13 protein-coding genes are annotated in these 15,167 nt (G+C 70.8%); 12 read left to right on the top strand and 1 reads right to left on the bottom strand.

Annotation, left to right across the window (positions count from 1 at the left end):
- The first annotated feature begins 2 nt into the window (after nt 1-2).
- From dacB to folE, 6 genes are all read left to right on the top strand, one after another.
- Entirely contained in the window at nt 3-1,577 is a 1,575-nt protein-coding gene (gene dacB / locus ACGFR7_RS14145) for a D-alanyl-D-alanine carboxypeptidase/D-alanyl-D-alanine-endopeptidase (protein ID WP_393317791.1), read from the top strand.
- Between the two features lie 260 nt (nt 1,578-1,837).
- Entirely contained in the window at nt 1,838-2,986 is a 1,149-nt protein-coding gene (locus ACGFR7_RS14140; protein WP_393317789.1) for a zinc-dependent metalloprotease, read from the top strand.
- 188 nt (nt 2,987-3,174) lie between these two features.
- The gene (tilS, locus tag ACGFR7_RS14135) at nt 3,175-4,233 is read left to right on the top strand and encodes a tRNA lysidine(34) synthetase TilS (RefSeq protein WP_393317786.1); all 1,059 of its coding nucleotides are present in this window, start codon (nt 3,175-3,177) and stop codon (nt 4,231-4,233) included.
- 86 nt (nt 4,234-4,319) lie between these two features.
- Nucleotides 4,320-4,859 (top strand): hypoxanthine phosphoribosyltransferase, encoded by a 540-nt coding sequence (gene hpt, locus ACGFR7_RS14130; protein WP_129298546.1) that lies wholly within the window; start codon nt 4,320-4,322, stop codon nt 4,857-4,859.
- A gap of 282 nt (nt 4,860-5,141) precedes the next feature.
- A complete protein-coding gene (gene ftsH / locus ACGFR7_RS14125; protein WP_393317783.1) occupies nt 5,142-7,154 on the top strand; it encodes an ATP-dependent zinc metalloprotease FtsH in 2,013 nt (670 codons plus the stop codon).
- A gap of 116 nt (nt 7,155-7,270) precedes the next feature.
- Nucleotides 7,271-7,876: a GTP cyclohydrolase I FolE gene (folE, locus tag ACGFR7_RS14120; protein ID WP_393317780.1), complete on the top strand. Its 606-nt coding sequence runs from the start codon at nt 7,271-7,273 to the stop codon at nt 7,874-7,876.
- A gap of 265 nt (nt 7,877-8,141) precedes the next feature.
- Here folE and ACGFR7_RS14115 read toward each other — a convergent pair whose 3' ends face one another.
- Entirely contained in the window at nt 8,142-9,257 is a 1,116-nt protein-coding gene (locus ACGFR7_RS14115) for an alpha/beta hydrolase (RefSeq protein WP_393317777.1), read from the bottom strand.
- Between the two features lie 141 nt (nt 9,258-9,398).
- Here ACGFR7_RS14115 and ACGFR7_RS14110 point away from each other — a divergent pair, with 141 nt between their 5' ends.
- The 6 genes from ACGFR7_RS14110 to ACGFR7_RS14085 all read left to right on the top strand — a co-directional run bounded on the left by ACGFR7_RS14110 (nt 9,399) and on the right by ACGFR7_RS14085 (nt 14,955).
- Entirely contained in the window at nt 9,399-11,246 is a 1,848-nt protein-coding gene (locus ACGFR7_RS14110) for a phosphatidylglycerol lysyltransferase domain-containing protein (RefSeq protein ID WP_393317774.1), read from the top strand.
- A gap of 123 nt (nt 11,247-11,369) precedes the next feature.
- Nucleotides 11,370-12,308: a dihydropteroate synthase gene (gene folP / locus ACGFR7_RS14105; RefSeq protein WP_393317772.1), complete on the top strand. Its 939-nt coding sequence runs from the start codon at nt 11,370-11,372 to the stop codon at nt 12,306-12,308.
- 5 nt (nt 12,309-12,313) lie between these two features.
- A complete protein-coding gene (locus ACGFR7_RS14100; protein WP_393317769.1) occupies nt 12,314-12,793 on the top strand; it encodes a nuclear transport factor 2 family protein in 480 nt (159 codons plus the stop codon).
- A gap of 543 nt (nt 12,794-13,336) precedes the next feature.
- A complete protein-coding gene (gene folB / locus ACGFR7_RS14095) occupies nt 13,337-13,696 on the top strand; it encodes a dihydroneopterin aldolase (protein ID WP_393317767.1) in 360 nt (119 codons plus the stop codon).
- The gene (gene folK, locus ACGFR7_RS14090) at nt 13,693-14,340 is read left to right on the top strand and encodes a 2-amino-4-hydroxy-6-hydroxymethyldihydropteridine diphosphokinase (RefSeq protein ID WP_393317764.1); all 648 of its coding nucleotides are present in this window, start codon (nt 13,693-13,695) and stop codon (nt 14,338-14,340) included. Before folB ends, folK begins: the two co-directional genes overlap by 4 nt.
- A 123-nt stretch (nt 14,341-14,463) precedes the next feature.
- Nucleotides 14,464-14,955 carry a DUF3180 domain-containing protein gene (locus tag ACGFR7_RS14085; RefSeq protein ID WP_393317761.1) on the top strand — a complete coding sequence of 164 codons (492 nt, stop codon included), beginning with the start codon at nt 14,464-14,466 and terminating at the stop codon, nt 14,953-14,955.
- Nucleotides 14,956-15,167: the final 212 nt, after the last annotated feature.

Below are 15,167 nucleotides of genomic sequence, written 5' to 3'. Positions count from 1 at the left end.
AGGTGCCGGAGACCGGAAAGTGGCAGGTCAGATGGCAGTCGGCGCAGCGGTCCGGGCGGGCGGCGACGCGCGCGGCGGTCCGTGCGGCGCAGAGCGCGGTGGATGCCGCGCGGCAGGCCTGGGAGGCCACACCGCGCCATACCCGGCAGACCTGGCGGCTGACGGCGGTCTCCGCAGCCACCGGCCTGGCGGTCGCGCTCGCCGCGGTGGCAGCGGCAGGGCCGTGGGACTCGGGTCAGCGTACGGCCGAGCGCGCACAGGCGGGCTCCATGGACGGTGCCAGTGGTGAGCATCACGCCGCCGACCCCGGGCGGGCGCCCAGCGCCCCGCCCGTCCTGCCCGCGCTCGGCGACGCGGCGCCCGGCTCCGCGGGCCGCGGCGCGGCCCCCGTGCCCACCGACGCGGGGCTGGCCGACGCGCTCTCACCGCTGCTGAAGGACCCCGCGCTCGGCCCCCTGCGTACCGCCTCCGTCCTGGACGTCGCCGCGGGCCGCGAGGTCTTCGGCGAGGGCCAGGGCAAGGCCGCCACCCCCGCTTCCACCGTCAAGCTGGCCACCGCCGTCGCCGCGCTCTCCGCGCTCGGGCCCGACCACCGCATCGACACCACCGTCGTCATGGGCGGCAAGAACCGCATCGTCCTGGTCGGCGGCGGCGACCCCACGCTCACCGCCCGCGCCCCGCGGCACGGCGCCGAGGAACAGCCCGCGAACCTGCGCACCCTTGCCGACGCCACCGCCCGCGCGCTCAAGAAGCGCCACACCACCAAGGTCGGCCTCGGCTACGACACCGGCGCGTACACGGGCCCCGTCCTGCACCCCATCGGCCCGAACGAGAACATCGCCCCCGTCACCGCCCTGATGGCCGACGAGGGGCGCCTCGACGACAGCGACCACGGCACCGCCCCCCGCAGCACCGACCCGGCCCGTGACGCGGCCCGCACCTTCGCCGGACTGCTCCACGAGCGCGGCATCACGGTCGACGGCGGCCCGGCCGGCGCCAAGGCCCCCGAGAAGGCCGACCGGATCGCCACCGTCCGCTCGCTGCCGCTGTCCGCGCTCGTCGAGCGGATGCTCACCTACAGCGACAACGACATCGCCGAGGCCCTGGCCCGCCAGACCGCCCTCGCCCTGCGGCAGCCGCCCGGCTTCGCCGGCGCCGGAAAGGCCGTACGCACCGCCCTCGCCCGGCAGCACCTGCCCCTGTCCGGCGCGGTCTTCGAGGACGGCAGCGGCCTGGACCGCGACGACAAGGTCACCGCCGCCCTGCTCTCCCACCTCCTGCTGCAGGCCTCGTCGCCCGACCGGCCCGCGCTGCGTCCGGTCGTCACCGGCCTTCCGGTGGCCGCCTTCACCGGCACCCTGAGCAACCGCTACCGGGGCGAGAGCGCCGGCGCCGGTGCCGTACGCGCCAAGACCGGCACCCTCACCGGGGTGAACACCCTGGCCGGCACCGTCGTCGACGCCGACGGCCGGCTCCTGGTCTTCTCCTTCATGACCACCGGCACCACCGACCCCCAAGGCGCCCAGAACGCCCTCGACAAACTCGCCTCGGCAGTCGCCAACTGCGGCTGCCGGTAGGCCCCCAGGCACTCGACCGGACACTCGCCCGGACCCGAGACCTTTGGCCCGTCCCCGCACCCACGGCCCCGCAGCAGCGGCCCCGGCCCGCCGCCAGGCGCCACGGCGGGAAGCCCCACGGCGGGGCAGCCGAAAAGCCGTGCCGAGGCAAAGCGCGGCGGACCGGCGGGAAAGCCGGAAACGCGGAAAGCCGAAAACGTGGGCAAAGCCAAATTCGTGGTCGGCTACCCCCTGGCGAAGCGCCCACGTACGGTGAACTCATGACGAGCATCGGTGGGACCGAGATGGTCGACTGGAACCTCGCGGTCGCGACCGCGACCCGGTTCGTACGGCCGGGGCCAGAGGTGAGCCGGGACGAGGCGCGCGCGATCGTCGCCGAGCTGCGCAAGCACGCCAAGTCCTCCGAGGCGCACGTCCGGGCCTTTACGCGGATGGCACAGCCCGACGCGACAGGCGAGGCGCCGCATGACACGCCGGTCCTCGTCGTGGACCGGCCCGGCTGGATCAAGGCGAACGTCGCCGGTTTCCGGGCCGTGCTCAAGCCGCTGCTGGCCAAGATGGAGGACCGCCGCTCGGCGGTCCCCGGCGGCGCGGTGCTCGGCGCGGTGGGCGGCAAGGTGACCGGCGTGGAGCTGGGCATGCTGCTGTCGTTCCTGGCCTCGCGGGTCCTCGGCCAGTACGAGACCTTCGCCCCGGCCTCCCGGGACCTGCCGGCGGGAGCACAGGGCGGGCGGCTGCTGCTCGTCGCGCCCAACATCGTGCACGTGGAGCGCGAGCTCGAGGTGGAACCGCACGACTTCCGGCTGTGGGTGTGCCTCCACGAGGAGACCCACCGCACCCAGTTCACCGCGGTTCCCTGGCTGCGGGACCACATCGAGGGCGAGATCCAGGCGTTCCTCGGGGAGACGGACATCGATCCGGGCACCCTCCTGGAGCGGCTGCGCGAGGCCGCCCAGTCGCTGGCCGGCGCCAAGCCCGAGGGCGAGGAGGGCGAGGAGGAGAGCAGCCGTTCCCTCGTCGATCTCGTCCAGACGCCCGCGCAGCGCGAGATCCTGGGCCGGCTGACGGCGGTGATGTCCCTGCTGGAGGGCCACGCCGACTACGTGATGGACGGCGTGGGGCCCGATGTCGTGCCGTCGGTCGCCGAGATCCGCGAGAAGTTCCAAAAGCGCCGGGCCAGCGGCGCCGGTCGGCTGGACCAGGCGCTGCGCAAGCTGCTCGGCCTGGACGCCAAGCTGCGCCAGTACCGCGACGGCGAGCGGTTCGTGAGCGCGGTCGTCGAGGAGGCCGGAATGGACGGCTTCAACCGCGTCTGGACGTCACCGAACACCCTCCCGACCAAACAAGAGATCGCCAAACCGGCGGACTGGGTCGCGCGGGTGCACCGCAAAGCGGACGGGGCACCGTAATCGAACGGCGTGAGCTGGGCACGCCGGGTGGCAGTAGCGCGCCCCTTCAATCACCCGTCTGAGGGACCGTTACGGATGGATAGGCGTGCAATGCTCGGGGAACCGCTCGCCTCTGTCACCATCTAGGCACTCTGTGTGACGAAGATGCCCTCACCGGCGGGCTCCCAGCTGAACGATTGGAAACGGACATGGGTCCCCATCCAGCGGTCGCCGCGATACGCCTGGCGGTCCGCCGCGTACTCCACGACGTCCTCACCCACCACTGCGCGCAGGACCGGCACGAGCCCCCGCTCGTGCTCGTCGCCTGCTCCGGCGGCGCCGATTCGATGGCGCTCGCCTCCGCTCTCGCCTTCGAGGCCCCCAAGCTGGGGGTCCGCGCCGGGGGCGTCACCATCGACCACGGCCTCCAGGAGGGCTCGGACCTCCGCGCCGCCGAGGTCGCCCTGCGGCTGCGGGGCCTGCGACTGGACCCCGTCGAGGTCGTCGCCGTCGATGTGGACCAGCCGAACCGGGTGGCGCACAGCACCTCGTACCGGGGAGGTGGCGGGCGAGGGGCGGGCGGGCCGGAAGCCGCCGCCCGTGACGCCCGTTACGCCGCCCTGGATGCCACCGCCGAGCGCCACGGCGCCACCGCGGTCCTCCTCGGCCACACCCGCGACGACCAGGCGGAGACGGTGCTGCTCGGTCTCGCCCGCGGCTCCGGGACCCGCTCGCTCTCCGGTATGGCGGCGACCAGCGGCAGGGACGGCCGCTACCGCCGCCCCTTCCTCGACGTGGACCGCCAGACCGCCCGCAAGGCCTGCCTGATCCAGTCGCTGCCCGTCTGGGACGACCCGCACAACACCGACCCCGCCTACACCCGCTCACGCCTCCGCCACGAGGGACTGCCCGCCCTGGAGAAGGCCCTCGGCAAGGGCGTCGTCGAGGCGCTGGCCCGTACCGCCCAGCTCTCCCGTGACGATGCCGACGCCCTGGACGCCTGGGCCTCCGACGCGGAGGGCACGGTCCTCGACGACACCGGCACCCTCGACATCGCCGCGCTCTTCGTCCTGCCCCCCGCGGTGCGCCGCCGGGTGCTGCGCCGGGCCGTCATCGCCGCCGGCGCACCGGCCGGTTCGCTCTTCGCCCGCCACATCGAGGAAGTGGACCGGCTCATCACGGCCTGGAGGGGGCAGGGGGCCATCAACCTCCCCGGGCGAGTGGGTGTGCGACGGCAGGGTGGCAGACTGGTGATCCGGCAGGGCTGAGCCGCAGACGCTGCCCCGCATCCGAAGTCTCACGACTGACGTGAACACCGAACAGAGCGAGAGTGGCACGGGTGGACGACAAGGACATGGGCTCCGACCTTGAGTCGGTACTCATCAGCAAGGAAGAGATCGACGCGAAGCTGGCTGAGCTGGCCGCGAAGATCGACGCGGAGTACGCGGGCAAGGACCTGCTCATCGTCGGCGTCCTCAAGGGTGCCGTGATGGTCATGGCGGACCTGGCGCGCGCGCTGTCCACCCCCGTCACGATGGACTGGATGGCCGTGTCGTCGTACGGCGCGGGCACCCAGTCCTCCGGCGTGGTCCGCATCCTCAAGGACCTCGACACCGACATCAAGGGCAAGCACGTCCTGATCGTCGAGGACATCATCGACTCCGGTCTGACGCTGTCCTGGCTGCTGTCGAACCTCGGCTCGCGGGAGCCGGCCTCGCTGGAGGTCTGCACCCTGCTGCGCAAGCCGGACGCGGCCAAGGTCGCCATCGACGTGAAGTGGATCGGCTTCGACATCCCCAACGAGTTCGTGGTGGGGTATGGCCTCGACTTCGCGGAGAAGTACCGCAATCTGCCGTTCGTCGGTACTCTCGCGCCGCACGTCTACGGCGGCTGAGGGCACTCTGTGTGCCCGTCCGGCCGACGTGGCCGGGCGGGGCCCGGACCGGCCGTCGCGGGGCGGCGGGAACCCTTCGGGGCCTCCCGCCGTTGGAGCAGGGAGAACGGAATCCTCGGCTTCGTGTTCACCCTCGGCGCAGGCGCCGGGTGACAATGCTGGGGTACCGTCCGAAGGCAGTTCTTTTTCGGGCCAGTAATACACCGTACGCACGACCAGCCCTCCCCAGGGCGTTGTGCCTCACTGTGGCAGGAGGGACGGGGCCTCAGCGGCTCCGTATGGATGGACGTGAAGCGATACTTCCGTGGGCCGGTCATGTGGATCGTGCTGGCCGTCCTCGCCGTGGTCGTGTTGATGCAGGTCGTCGGCTCGTCCGGCGGCTACAAGACGGTGGACACCGGTCAGGTCGTCAAGGCGATCGCTGACAACAAGGTGAAATCCGCCGAGCTGACGACCGGTGACGAGAACAAGATCAAGATCGAGCTGTCGGGCTCCAACAAGATCGAGGGCTCCAACAAGCTCCAGGCGAGCTACATCGGCGACCAGGGCGTCGACGTGGCCAAGAACCTGCAGGCCAAGTACCAGACCGGCGAGATCAAGGACGGGTACACCGTCTCCCCGTCGAAGCAGAACCCGTTCGTCTCGGTGCTGCTTTCGCTGCTCCCCTTCGTCCTCATCGTGGTCGTCTTCCTGTTCCTGATGAATCAGATGCAGGGCGGCGGCTCCCGGGTGATGAACTTCGGGAAGTCGAAGGCGAAGCTGATCACCAAGGACACCCCCAAGACGACGTTCTCGGACGTCGCGGGGTCGGACGAGGCGGTCGAGGAGCTCCACGAGATCAAGGAGTTCCTGCAGGAGCCGGCGAAGTTCCAGGCCGTCGGCGCCAAGATCCCCAAGGGTGTGCTGCTGTACGGCCCGCCCGGAACGGGCAAGACGCTGCTGGCGCGCGCCGTCGCCGGCGAGGCGGGCGTCCCGTTCTACTCGATCTCCGGCTCCGACTTCGTCGAGATGTTCGTCGGTGTCGGTGCCTCCCGTGTCCGTGACCTCTTCGAGCAGGCCAAGACGAACGCCCCGGCGATCGTCTTCGTCGACGAGATCGACGCCGTCGGCCGGCACCGTGGTGCGGGCCTGGGCGGTGGCCACGACGAGCGCGAGCAGACCCTCAACCAGCTCCTGGTCGAGATGGACGGCTTCGACGTGAAGGGCGGCGTGATCCTCATCGCCGCCACGAACCGTCCGGACATCCTCGACCCGGCGCTGCTGCGCCCCGGCCGTTTCGACCGGCAGATCGCCGTCGACCGCCCGGACCTGCAGGGCCGTCTCGAAATCCTCAAGGTCCACCAGAAGGGCAAGCCGGTCGCCCCGGACGTCGACCTCTCGGCCGTCGCCAAGCGCACCCCCGGCTTCACCGGTGCCGATCTGTCGAACGTCCTCAACGAGGCCGCGCTGCTGACGGCCCGGAGCGACGAGAAGCTGATCAACAACCACTTCCTGGACGAGGCGATCGACCGCGTCGTGGCCGGACCGCAGAAGCGGACCCGGATCATGTCCGAGAAGGAGAAGAAGATCACCGCGTACCACGAGGGCGGACACGCCCTGGTCGCGGCGGCCTCACCGAACTCCGACCCGGTTCACAAGATCACGATCCTGTCCCGCGGCCGGGCCCTGGGCTACACCATGGTCCTGCCCGACGAGGACAAGTACTCCACGACCCGCAACGAGATGCTCGACCAGCTGGCGTACATGCTGGGCGGCCGCGCGGCCGAGGAGCTGGTCTTCCACGACCCGACCACGGGTGCCGCCAACGACATCGAGAAGGCCACCGCAACGGCCCGCGCGATGGTCACGCAGTACGGCATGACCGAGCGGCTCGGTGCGATCAAGTTCGGTACCGACAACTCCGAGCCCTTCCTGGGCCGTGAGATGGGTCACCAGCGCGACTACTCGGAAGAGGTCGCCGCGCTGGTCGATGAGGAAGTCAAGAGGCTCATCGAGACCGCGCACAACGAGGCGTGGGAGATCCTGGTCGAGAACCGCGACGTGCTGGACAACCTGGTGCTGACGCTGCTGGAGAAGGAGACCCTCAACAAGGAGGAGATCGCCGAGCTCTTCAAGCACGTGGTCAAGCGCCCGGCCCGCCCGGCCTGGACCGGCTCCTCGCGCCGTACGCCCTCCAGCCGCCCGCCGGTGCTCTCGCCGCGGGAGCTGGCCCCGGCCAACGGTTCGGTGACCACGACCGCCACCGTCTCCACGGAGAAGGCGGAAGCCCCCGAGGACCAGCGCCCCGAGAGCTGATTTCCGGGACCACGGCCCCGGAATAAATGCCGCGCCCCCCAGGCTTAACCTGGGGGGCGCGGCATTTCGCGATTCCACCGCGGTGACGAGCGGTCGCAGAAGGAACGAGGCACCACATGACCGACCCTGTGACGCTGGGCGTCGACGGCAAGATCGGCACATTCGACGAGAAGCGCGCCGAGAACGCCGTTCGCGAGCTGCTCATCGCGGTGGGCGAGGACCCGGACCGAGAGGGACTGCTGGAGACGCCGGCCCGGGTGGCACGGGCGTACAAGGAGATCCTTGCGGGGCTCTGGCAGAAGCCGGAGGAGGTGTTGACGACCACGTTCGACCTGGGACACGACGAGATGGTTTTGGTGAAGGGCATCGAGATTGTGTCGTTGTGCGAACACCATCTCCTCCCATTCCACGGTGTGGCGCACGTCGGGTACATTCCGGCGGACAGCGGAAAGATCACAGGGCTGTCCAAGCTCGCCCGCCTGGTCGATGTGTTTGCTCGCCGTCCCCAGGTGCAGGAGCGGCTGACCACGCAGATCGCCGATTCGTTGATGGGAATTCTTGAAGCCCGAGGCGCCATCGTGGTGGTCGAGGCCGAACACATGTGCATGTCTGTGCGTGGCATTCGCAAGCCCGGCGCGAAGACGACGACGTCTGCGGTGCGAGGTCAGCTGCGTGATGCCTCGACCCGGGCCGAGGCAATGAGCCTGATAATGGCGCGGTAGATCTCCCTCAAGCACGGCAGGCGGCCGGCTGCCAGTGCTCCCCGTACCCTCCGTGGTGAGTCAGTTACTGCCGGAGGGGGTCGGTGCGGGGAGCGGTGGGCCGCCGAGCGGGCAGCTGCGACGGGGTTGCAAGCCCGCCTCGAACCGCACCCGGGCTTCTTGTCGCATGGGCACCTGGTGAGGACGGTCTGGTCAGCCCCGGGCCCCTCAGCTGCTGCTGAGGAACCCGGCCGCGGACAGGGCCGTACGGGACGCGTGCCGCCCGTCAGGCCTTGAGGTGGTTGCCCAGCCACTCCAGGGCGGCCGGGATCTCCCGGCGCCAGGTGTTGAAGTTGTGGCCGCCGCTGTCGAGGATGATCGACGAGACCCGGCTCGGTGACTTCGTCTGCTGGATGAACCGCAGCGTCTGGTGGTAATTCCCCTCACCCTGCTTGCTGCTGGTGACCAGCAGGTTCACCTCGGGCGCGGGCAGGTGCTGCTGACGCCACAGCAGGTTGTTCTCGCGCTGCAGTTGCGCGTTGCCCTCGAAGAGGTCCCCGGTGGTGGCGTCGAGGGGAGCCTTGTAGGCGCCGGAGAGGGCGACGGCGCTGGAGTACGCGTCGGGGTGTCGCATCGTCATCTTCAGCGCGCAGTAGCCGCCGGTGGAGTCACCGATGACCCCCCAGCTCTTGGCCTCGCGCCCTATTCGGTAGTGCCCGGAGATATTCGCACGCAGGTCCTTGGTGAAAAAGGTCTCGGTCTGCGGGCCGCGCGGTATGTCCATGCACTCGGTGTCGCGGGGCGGCGCGACCGTCGGACGCATCATCACCAGGACGGTTGGCTGCATCTTGTGCTTCTTGAGCAGTTCGTGCTGGGTCTGCGGGAAATGCAACTTTTTGTAGAGCGCCTGGGCGGTGCCCGGATAGCCGGTGAGCACCAGGGCCGCCGGGAATTTCTTGTGCGCGTATTCCTTCTGGAAGTACTGCGGCGGCAGATAGACAAAGGCGGGGCTGGCGATCCGGGAGTGTTCGCCGCGGATCACCACCTTGTCGATGCGTCCGCCGACCGCCGGGCGCGACCCGTTCCGGACGCTGACCCGCTCGGTACCCAGCATCTGCAGCTTGGTGCCGTTCGGCCCGGTCTGGTAATTGGTGACCACACCCGGCTCCTGCTCCTGGCCGAAGAGGTCGGCCCAGGACGCGTAGAAGCCGAACGAGTTGTTGGCGGACAGGCCGATCACGGCGAATAGGGAAAGCTGGGTCGCCAACAGGAGTCCGACACGGCCGAGAACGGCGCGCCAGTTCCCCTTGGCCAGCCGGGGCCAGAGCCAAACGGTGAGGACGAACAGTGCCACCGCAACGAGGACGGCAAGAAGCAGCACTTTCTTGCTGGTGAGACCCATGTGGTGCTTTCTTCCGGGCGGCCGGGCCATCCGTACCGCTGGTGGAACCCCGAGCCCTGAAACGCCGTCATACAGGGCGCATAAAGTCCAGATGCTGCGACAAGGCTCGCACGTTCTCTCGACCGGGGCGACGGGAAAGTGATGTCTGACAGGCTAGATGGCGAAAAGTCGGAGAAGGTTGCGTGGCGTCCGCCACGCTGGCTCCGCGGTCCGCGGCCCGAAGCGGTGCCGGGGTGCGTCGGTACGGCCGGTGTGGTCGTCGGCCTGCTGAACCTGGCCGCCGGGACGTTCCCGCGGTTCCGGCACAGCCGGGTGCACACCCTCGCGGAGGTGCTTCCGGGCGCGGTGAGCCCGCTGGCGGCCGCCGCGTCCCTCGTCGTGGGCATCCTGCTGCTCCTTTTGGCCCACGGGCTCAAGCGGCGTAAGCGGCGGGCCTGGGGAGCGGCCGTGGCGCTGCTGCCGGTGGGGATCGCCGCCCAGCTGGTCTACCGCCACTCCGTGTTCGGCGCGGTGCTCTCGCTGGCCCTGCTGGCGTTCCTGCTGTGGCACCGCAGGGAGTTCGCGGCGCTGCCCGACCCGCGCAGCCGCTGGAAGGCGGTGGCCAACTTCGTCGTGCTCGGCGGGGCGGCCTTCGGCATCGGCATGATCATCGTCAGCTCCCACCCCAACAAGATCATCGGATCGCCCTCCGTCTGGGCCCGTGCCCAGCACGTCCTGTGGGGCCTGTTCGGCTTCGAGGGCCCGGTCGGCTACACCCAGCGGGTGGACTACACCGTCGGCTACTCCCTCGGCGCGCTCGGCCTGCTGACGGTCGCCACCACCGCGTACCTCGCCTTCCGCCCCGAGCACCCGGCGGCCCGGCTGACCGACGAGGACGAGCGGCAGCTGCGCGAACTGCTCGCCCGGCACGGCGCCCGTGACTCGCTCGGCTACTTCGCGCTGCGCCGCGACAAGGGCGTGGTCTTCTCCCCGACCGGCAAGGCCGCGGTCTGCTACCGGGTGATCTCCGGCGTGATGCTCGCCAGCGGCGACCCGATAGGCGATGTCGAGGCCTGGCCGGGCGCCATCGAGCGCTTCATGGCGGAGGCGAAGGCGCACTCCTGGACCCCGGCGGTCACCGGCTGCAGCGAGACCGGCGGCCAGGTGTGGACCCGGGAGACCGGGATGGACGCGCTGGAGCTCGGCGACGAGGCGATCGTGGAGGTGGCCGACTTCACCCTCGCCGGCCGCGCGATGCGCAACGTACGGCAGATGGTCAAGCGCATCGAGCGCAACGGTTACGAGACCCGGGTGCGCCGGGTGCGCGATCTGGACCCGGCCGAGCTGGCCCAGCTCCAGAAGGCCGCGGACGCCTGGCGGGACACCGACACCGAGCGCGGCTTCTCCATGGCGCTGGGCCGGATCGATGCGGTGGCCGACGGCGACGCGGTGATCGCCACCGCGCATCTGTCCGCGGGCGAGGGCGAGGAGCCCGGCCCGTACGGGGACCTGAAGGCGATGCAGCACTACGTGCCGTGGGGCGACAGCGGCATCTCCCTGGAGCTGATGCGGCGCGACCGCAGCGCCGACCCCGGCATGAACGAGCTGCTGATCGTCGCTGCGCTGCAGGCCGCCCCGGACCTCGGGATCAAGCAGGTGTCGCTGAACTTCGCGGTCTTCCGCTCCTCCCTGGAGCGCGGCGAGAAGCTGGGCGCGGGGCCGGTCATCCGGATCTGGCGCGGGATGCTGGTCTTCCTGTCCCGCTGGTACCAGATCGAGTCGCTGTACAAGTTCAACGACAAGTTCCGGCCACGCTGGGAGCCTCGCTTCGTCGTCTTCCGCAACAGCCGGGACATCCCCCGGATCGGCCTGGCGGCGCTGCAGGCCGAGGGCTATCTGGAACTGGGCCTGCCGCGCGTACTGCGGCGCAGGAAGCCCGCCGAGCCGCGGCCGTGCGCGCACGCGCCGGAGCCGGTCAGGGCGGCGGGCGCGGTCGAGCGCGCGGCCTGACCGGTTGCCGGACCGGGCGCCGGAGGGAGCCGTTCCGCATCGCCCGGAGGGTGCCGGCGTCCGGGCGGCCCCGCAGCCGACGGCAGCAATCCGGCCGGTCGGCACACGGCCTAGGCTGGTGCCATGAGTACCTTGCGTGGCCGGGTGGCCGGATTGCCGGACTGGGAACGCTGCGCGGTGATGGGCGTCGTCAATGTGACGCCCGATTCGTTCTCCGACGGCGGTGACTGGTTCGATACCGAACTCGCCGTCAAACACGGTCTCGACCTGGTGGCGCAGGGCGCCGACATGGTGGACGTGGGCGGCGAGTCGACCCGGCCGGGCGCGGCGCGGGTGGACGAGACCGAGGAGCTGCGCCGGGTCGTCCCGGTGGTGCGGGAGCTTGCCGCCGCCGGTGTCGTGGTCTCCGTCGACACCATGCGCGCCTCGGTCGCCGAACAGGCCGTGGAGGCCGGGGCATGCCTGGTCAACGACGTCAGCGGGGGCGCCGCCGACCCGGCGATGGTGCCCGTGGTGGCCACCCACCACGTCCCGTTCGTGGTGATGCACTGGCGGGGCCAGTCCATCGACATGAACAACCGCGCCGTCTACGGGGACGTGGTCGCCGAGGTCGTCGATGAACTCGCCCGGAGCGTGGAGCGCGCGGTGGCCGGCGGGATCGATCCGGACCGGATCGTCATCGACCCCGGCCTCGGCTTCGCCAAGAACGCGGAGCACGATCTCGCGCTGGTCGCCGGGCTCGCGCGGCTGCGGGCGCTGGGGCGTCCGTTGCTGGTGGCGGCATCGAGGAAACGGTTCCTGGGCAGGGTGCTGGCAGGGAACGAGGGAGCCGCCCCACCGCCGGCCCGGGAACGGGACGCCGCGACGGCGGCGGTGTCGGCGATCGTGGCGCGAGAGGGGGCCTGGGCGGTGCGGGTGCACGAGGTCAGGGCGAGCGCGGACGCGGTACGGGTGGCCCGTGCCGTGGAGGAAGCGGCGGCGGCCGGGCGTGGCGAAACGGCCGGTGCGGCCGGTACGGGTGAGATGAGCGACACGACGGCGAACACGACGGGAACGGTGTGAGCGGCTTGGGCCCACGGACGGACATCGAGCTGGTCGAGCAGGCGAACACCACGCTGTACGAGACCATCGAGCGCGGGGATCACGAGGCCCTGTCCGAGCTGTGGCTGGACGGTCAGGTGAGTGTGGTCCACCCCGGGTGGCCGGTGCTGCGGGGGCGCGGCGAGGTGCTGCGCTCCTACGCCCTGATCATGGCGAACACCGAGTACATCCAGTTCTTCCTCACCGATGTGGAGATCGATGTCGTCGGTGACACCGCGCTGGTGACCTGCACCGAGAACATCCTCAGTGGCGGGCCCGCCGAGGACGACGGCTCGGTGGGGCCGCTGATCGGCCAGCTGGTCGTGGCGACCAATGTCTTCCGGCGCACGGAGGACGGCTGGCGGGTGTGGTCGCACCACGGCTCGCCGGTGCTGGCCGACCGCGACGAGGAGGACGAGGACGACGAGGCCGGGGGAGCCGGCGACGGGGACGAGGACACCCTCTGAGCCGGTTGCCAGGGGACAGGACGCCCTCTGAGCCCGTTGCCAGGGGGCAGCAGGACACCTTCTGAGCCCGCTGCCAGGGGGACGGGTGCGCCAGGGTGTCCGCCGGGCGGTGCGTCCGGGGGACGTGACCCGGGGACGGACGGGGGTGTGAGCCTCGCCATGCCGCCCGCCCTTGCGTCCCGGGCGGCGCCCTGCCGCCCGCCCTGGCGTCCCGGGCGGCGCCCTGCCCCGCCGTCAGCGATGGGTGTCAGCCATCTGGGCGAGAGCGCACCCGTTCGAGCCAAGTGCGGCACGGGTAGGGGTGGGGCGTGGGCAGGGGGGTAAGAGGCCGCGCGGACGATCTCCCGGTTTGCCGGACGCGGCCCCGATGGGCGGCTTCTAGCAGCAGGACGGGATCTTGTCCATAGCCCCCGTAGGCGAGGACTGTCGTTCCTCGAAGGTAGATTCGATGCCGGGGCAGTGTTGCCGGATCGCTCCGGCGGCTGCCCGGAATCCGACGAACAGTGGCGCCAGAGGTGCCGTGGACCAGTGGGAGTGATTCGCGTGGATCGTGTCGCGCTGCGTGGGCTGAAGGCCCGGGGCCACCACGGGGTGTTTCCCCGGGAGCGCGAGGAAGGGCAGACCTTCATCGTCGATGTGGTGCTCGGCCTGGACACCCGCCCGGCAGCGGCCTGTGACGATCTCGCGAAGACCGTGCACTACGGCGTTGTGGCCGAGGAGGTGGTGGCCGTCGTGCAGGGCGAGCCCGTTGACCTCATCGAGACCCTGGCGGAGCGCATCGCCGGCCAGTGCCTCAAGCACGAGGGCGTGCAGGAGGTGGAGGTGGTGGTGCACAAGCCGGACGCGCCCATCACCGTCCCCTTCGATGACGTGACCATCACCATCACTCGGAGCCGAGTATGAATTCCGCCCGTCAGCCGACCACCACCTCTGATGGCACCGCCGTGCGGCGCCCCCAGCCCGGTGACCCGACCGTACAGCCGGTGCCCGCCTCCGTCGTGGAGCAGGTGGACGCCGCGGATGTGACGCTCTCCAACCCCAAACGCGCCGTGATCTCGCTCGGCAGCAACCTCGGCAACCGCCTGGAGACGCTGCAGGGCGCCGTCGACGCGCTGGAGGACACCCCTGGTCTGCGGGTCAAGGCGGTCTCCCCGGTCTACGAGACCGAGCCGTGGGGTGTGGCCCCGGGCTCCCAGCCGGCGTACTTCAACGCCGTGGTGCTGATCAAGACGACGCTGCCGCCGGCCTCCCTCCTGGAGCGCGGGCATGCGATCGAGGAGGCCTTCGAGCGGGTCCGCGACGAGCAGTGGGGCCCGCGCACGATCGACGTCGACATCGTGGCGTATCAGGATGTGCTCTCCGACGACCCGCGGCTGACGCTGCCGCACCCGCGCGCCCATGAGCGGGCGTTCGTGCTGGCGCCCTGGCACGACATCGACCCGGAGGCGGAGGTTCCGGGGCACGGTGCGGTGGCCGCGCTGCTGTCGGCCGTCGGCCGTGACGGGGTGGCGCCGCGCGCCGACCTGGAACTGCGGCTGCCGGAGTAGCCGTTAGGGTTGCGGGTCGGTTCCCTGCGGGATGCATGCGTACGGGACGGACAAGGCAGTCATCACGGTAGGAATGGTTGCCGTGGCAGGGATGGTCATGACGGCGCGAGGGGCGATCGCTCGGTGAAGCAGCTACACGTCAAGGTGCTGGTCGGGCTGTTCCTGGCGGCCGGGGTGCTGGCATGGGGAGGCGCCCGGCTGTGGGACGCCCTCGGCACCCTCCCCAGCGTTCCGGTGGCCGCGCCGATCGTGCTGGCGCTGATCGCCGCGGTGCTCGCCGCCACCGCGCTCGCGCTCCGGGCCCGGCTGCGCGCGCAGCGCGAGCGCCGGCCGGGCGCCAAGGGCGTCGATCCGCTGGTGGCCGCCCGCGCGGTGGTCTTCGGCCAGGCGAGCGCGCTGGTGGCGTCGCTGGTCGCCGGGCTGTACGGCGGCGTCGGCGTCTTTCTGCTGACCACCGGCCTCGATGCCGTGCCGCGCCGGGACCAGGCGATCTACGCCGGTCTGTCGGTGGCCGCCGGAGTGGCGGTGGTCGCCGCGGCGATCTTCCTGGAGCGGGTGTGCAAGCTGCCGGAGGACGACGGCAACGGGAACGGCGGGGCCGATGTGTCGGTGTGAGGCCGGGGGCGAACCGCGCAAGACCGGGGATGTCGTACAGACTTATGGGGAGTCCGACGGTCTGGTCAGGAAGTAACCAGCGGGAAACGGATTCGTGTGCGGGGCCCCATACGTCCCGCACGCACGGTAAGTTTCTGGCCATGCCACGAGGACGCCACCGCCAATCACCACCCCTCCACCGGCTGCTTCCTCCCGCGACGGTCGCCGGTGCG

Source organism: Streptomyces sp. NPDC048516 (assembly GCF_043199875.1).
GTDB lineage: Bacteria > Actinomycetota > Actinomycetes > Streptomycetales > Streptomycetaceae > Streptomyces.
This window is presented reverse-complemented; position numbering and strand designations above follow the sequence as displayed.